The following is a 5031-nucleotide window of genomic DNA, read 5'->3' as shown; positions in this document are numbered from 1 at the left end:
TGTACCTCGGTGGCGTGGGCCTGGCACGCGGTTACCACCGCCGTCCGGCGCTGACCGCCGAGCGTTTTGTCGCCAGTCCGTTTGGCGGTGAGCGGCTGTACCGCACCGGTGACCTGGCGCGCTACCGCGCCGACGGGGTGATCGAGTACGCCGGGCGTATCGACCACCAGGTGAAGATACGCGGCCTGCGTATCGAGCTGGGCGAGATCGAGGCGCGCCTGCTGGAACAGCCCGGCATCCGCGAAGCCGTGGTACTGGCCATCGATACCCCGGCCGGCAAGCAGCTGGCTGGCTACCTGGTGCCCGAGGACGCCGCCGTGCTGCAAGCCCCGGCCCAGGCGCAGGCGCAACTGGCCGAGCAGGTGCGTGCCCAGCTGCGCCAGACGCTGCCGGAATACATGGTGCCCGGGCCGCTCATGCTCCTGGCGCGGCTGCCCTTGAGCCCCAACGGCAAGCTTGACCGCAAGGCCTTGCCGGCCCTCGAGGCCAGCAGCGCGCGGCCAGCGTTCAGCCCGCCCGTCACTGAGTTGCAGGGCCAGGTCGCGGCGATCTGGCAGGCCGTGCTCGGCTGCGCCCAGGTGGGCCTTGCCGACAGCTTCTTCGAGCTCGGCGGCCACTCGCTGGCCGTGGTCAATGTGGTCTCCCGCATCCAGCTGGAGCTGGGCCTGGCGCCCGGCCCGCAAGCGTTGTTCCAACACCCGACCCTGGAGGCCTTCGTGGCGCATCTGGAACAGTCGGGCAAGCAGGTCGACACGGTAAAACTGAACAAGCTGGAAGCCCTGCTTGATGAAATGGAGGAAGTCTGATGGACAAGAGTGTTGCTTCGAGGATCGCCAAGCGCTTTATCACTCTGCCCCTGGACAAACGCAGGCTGTACCTGGAAAAGATGAGCGAGGAAGGGGTGTCGGTGGCCAACCTGCCGATCCCCAGGGTGCGTGACGCCTTCGGCCGCCTCCCGCTGTCCTACGCCCAGGAGCGGCAGTGGTTCCTCTGGCAGCTGGAGCCGGACAGCGCCGCCTACAACATTCCCACCGCCCTGCGCCTGCGCGGCGAACTGGACGTGCAGGCCCTGCGTCGCAGCTTCGCGGCCCTGGTGGCGCGTCACGACGTGCTGCGCACGCGCTTCGTCGACCAGGGCGAGGGCCTGGCCCAGGTGATCGACCCTGACGTGGCGCTGGACCTGCCGCTGGACCTGCTGCCCGACGGGCTGGCAGGGGAGGCGCGCGATGCCTGGGTCGAACATTACATCCACGAGCACGGCGCGGCGCTGTTCGACCTGGCCGCCGGCAACCTGCTGCGGGTGCGCCTGCTGCGCCTCGACGCGCAGGACCATGTGCTGGTGATAGTCCTGCACCACATCGTCTCCGATGGCTGGTCGAGCCGGGTGATGGTCGATGAGCTGGTGCAGGCCTACGCGGCCTATAGCCAGGGCCGCGAGCCACAGGCCGCGGCCCTGGAGGTGCAGTACGCCGACTACGCGATCTGGCAGCGCCACTGGATGGAGGCCGGCGAGCGCGAGCGCCAACTGAAATACTGGACCGCCCGCCTGGGCGATGACCATCCGGTGCTGGAGCTGCCAGGCGACTGGCCGCGCCCGGCGCGACGCAGCTACCAGGGCGGGCGGCTGCGCATCGACCTGCCGCAGCCGCTGGTCGAAGGCCTCAAGGCCCTGGCCCGCCAGGAAGGCGTGACCTTGTTCATGCTGTTGCTGGCCGCCTACCAGACCCTGTTGCACCGCTACAGCGGCCAGGCCGATATCCGTGTCGGCGTGCCGGTGGCCAACCGCAACCGGGTCGAGACCGAAGGGTTGATCGGCTTCTTCGTCAACACCCAGGTGCTCAAGGCCGAGGTCGATTCGCAGGCGAGCTTCCTCGCCTTGCTCGCGCAGGTGCGGGTGGCCGCGCTCGAAGCCCAGGCCCACCAGGACCTGCCGTTCGAGCAACTGGTCGAAGCCCTGCACCCGCAACGCAATGCCGGGCACAGCCCGTTGTTCCAGGTGGTCTACAACCACCAGAACACCGCCAAGGGCGATGGTCGGGCCGCCGCTGACCTCGGCGCCCTGGCCATCGAGGGTATCCAGACCCAGCGCCATACCGCGCAGTTCGACCTGACCCTGGACACCTACGAAGCCGAGCAGGGCGTGTGGGCGACCCTGAGCTACGCCAGCGACCTGTTCAGCGAAGGCAGCGCCGAACGCATCGCCGGGCATTGGCTCAACCTGCTCGCCGGGATCGTCGCCGAGCCGGGCCAGCGCATCGGCGAGCTGCCGCTGCTGGGCGCCGACGAGCGTCGCACCAGCCTGGCGGCACTGAACCCGTCACCCCGGCATTTCCCGCCTCGCGGCTGCGCCCATCACTTGATCGAGGCCCAGGCCGCGCAAGCCCCCGAGGCCATCGCCCTGACCTTCGAAGGCCGGCACCTGAGCTACGGCGCGCTCAACGAGCAGGCCAACCGCCTTGCCCACCAGTTGATCGGCGCGGGCGTCGGCGCGGACACCCGGGTCGGCCTGGCCTGTTACCGTGGGCCGGACATGCTGGTCGGCCTGCTGGCCATCCTCAAGGCCGGTGGCGCCTACGTGCCGCTGGACCCGGCCTATCCGCGCGAGCGCCTGGCCTACATGATCGAAGACAGCGGCATCCGCCTGCTGCTGGCCGACCCCGAGGCGGTCCGGCAACTGGATGTCCCGGCACATGTCAGCGTGTTGCCGCTGGCCGTGCCCGGCGCCGGCCTGCCGGCCCACAACCCCGACGTCGCGCTGGGGCCGGACAACCTGGCCTATGTGATCTACACCTCCGGTTCCACCGGCAACCCCAAGGGCGTGCTGCTGCCCCACGGCAACATCCTGCGCCTGTTCGCGGCCACCGCCGAGTGGTTTGATTTCGGCGCCGACGATGTCTGGTCGCTGTTCCATTCCTATGCCTTCGACTTCTCGGTGTGGGAGATCTTCGGCGCCCTGATGCACGGCGGCCGCCTGCTGATCGTGCCCCAGGACGTGACCCGCAGCGCCGAGGACTTCCACGCGCTGCTGTGCGACGAAGGGGTGACGGTGCTCAACCAGACACCGTCGGCCTTCAAGCAACTGATGCAGGTGGCCTGCCAGGCGCCCGGCTCGCGCCGGCATGCCCTGCGCTACGTGGTGTTCGGCGGCGAGGCCCTGGAGGTCAAGGGGCTGCGCCCTTGGTTCGAGCGTTTCGGCGACCAGCCGACCCGGCTGATCAACATGTACGGCATCACCGAGACCACCGTGCACGTGACCTACCGCCCGCTGAGCCTGGCGGACCTGGACAACGGCGTCGGCAGCCCGATCGGCGTGCCGATCGCCGACCTGTCCTGGTACGTGCTCGATGGCCAGCTCAACCCGGTGGCCGCCGGCTGCGTGGGTGAGCTGTATGTCGGCGGCGCCGGCCTGGCCCGCGGCTACCATCGCCGTGGCGGCTTGAGCGCCGAACGCTTCCTGGCCGACCCGTTCGGCCCGGCCGGCGCGCGCCTGTACCGCACCGGCGACCTGGCGCGCCATACGGTTTCGGGTGAGATCGAATACATCGGCCGCATGGACCACCAGGTGAAGATCCGCGGGTTCCGCATCGAGCTGGGCGAGATCGAGGCCTGCCTGCTGGCCCAGCCCGGCGTGCGCCAGGCGGCGGTGCTGGCATTGCCAGGCATCGGTGGCGCGCAACTGGTGGCCTATGTGGTCATGGCCGAGGGTGGCGAGCCGCAGGCCCGCCGTGATGCGCTGCGCCAGGGGTTGCGCCAGGACCTGCCGGACTACATGGTCCCGGCGCACTTCCTGCTGCTCGATGCCTTGCCGCTGACCACCAATGGCAAGCTCGACCGCAAGGCCCTGCCAAGCCCGCACACCAGTCAGCCCCAGGCGGCGTTCCGCGCCCCGGCCAACGAGCTGGAACAGCGCCTGGCGGCGGTCTGGGAAAGCGTACTGGATGTCGCCCGTGTCGGCCTGGACGATGATTTCTTCGCCTTGGGCGGCCACTCGCTGCTGGCCACCCAAGTGATCTCGCGGGTACGCCAGGTGCTTGGCCGCCAGGTGGCGCTGCGCACGCTGTTCGAACACACCACCCTGGGCGCGTTTGCCCAGGCCCTGGCGCCGCAGGACGACGCGCGCCTGAGCGAGATCCCGCACGTGCAGCGTGGCGCCAGCCAGCCGCTGTCGTTCGCCCAGGAGCGCCAGTGGTTCCTCTGGCAACTGGAGCCGGGCAGCGCGGCCTATCACATCCCCATGGCCCTGCGCCTGCGCGGCGCGCTGGATATTGCGGCGCTGGAGCGCAGCTTCGCGACACTGGTCGAGCGCCATGAAAGCCTGCGCACCCGCTTCGTGACCGAGAATGACCAGGTGCGCCAGGTGATCGATGCCGCGTCACCGCTGAACCTGCCGGTGGACCTCAGCCTGCAGGGCAACCCCGACGAGCAGGCCTTGCGCGCCGTGGTCGAGGAGCAAACCCGCCAGCTGTTCGACCTGGAGCAAGGGCCATTGCTGCGCCTGCGCCTCCTGCGCCTGGCCGAGCAGGAGCATGTGCTGGTGATGACCCAGCACACAGCCGGTGCTGGAACTGCCCACCGACCGCCCGCGCCCGGCGGCGCAGAGCTACCGTGGCGCGCGCCACGCGCTGCACCTGGCCCCCGCGCTGGCCGACGGCCTGCGCCAGCTGGCGCAGCGCGAGCAGGTGACCCTGTTCATGCTGCTGCTGGCCTCGTTCCAGGCGTTGCTGCACCGCTACAGCGGCCAGGCCGACATCCGTGTCGGCGTGCCGATCGCCAACCGCACGCGCCTGGAGACCGAAGGCGTGGTGGGTTTCTTCGTCAACACCCAAGTGCTCAAGGCCGAAGTCGATGGCCAGGCCAGCTTCCAGGCGCTGTTGCAGCAGGTGCGCAACGCCGCCCTGGAGGCCCAGGCCCATCAGGACCTGCCGTTCGAGCAACTGGTCGAGGCGCTGCAGCCGGAGCGCAGCCTGAGCCACAGCCCGCTGTTCCAGGTGATGTTCAACCACCAGCGGGTGGCGGCGGCAATGGCCGCCC

General features: G+C 69.6%; 1 protein-coding gene and 2 pseudogenes. All 3 read left to right on the top strand.

Annotated features, from left to right (window positions below; translation table 11 throughout):
- Positions 1–806 (top strand): phosphopantetheine-binding protein (locus P5705_RS25760; RefSeq protein ID WP_277463684.1); only part of this gene is annotated, 806 nt, incomplete at its 5' end.
- Positions 806–2233: pseudogene (locus P5705_RS26525) on the top strand (condensation domain-containing protein); the annotation flags it as partial. The gene P5705_RS25760 and the pseudogene P5705_RS26525, both read left to right, overlap by 1 nt.
- Positions 2234–2356: 123 nt before the next feature.
- Positions 2357–5031: pseudogene (locus tag P5705_RS26520) on the top strand (amino acid adenylation domain-containing protein); the annotation flags it as partial.

The organism is Pseudomonas entomophila, assembly GCF_029478665.1.
Taxonomy (GTDB): Bacteria; Pseudomonadota; Gammaproteobacteria; order Pseudomonadales; family Pseudomonadaceae; genus Aquipseudomonas; species Aquipseudomonas entomophila_F.
This window is presented reverse-complemented; position numbering and strand designations above follow the sequence as displayed.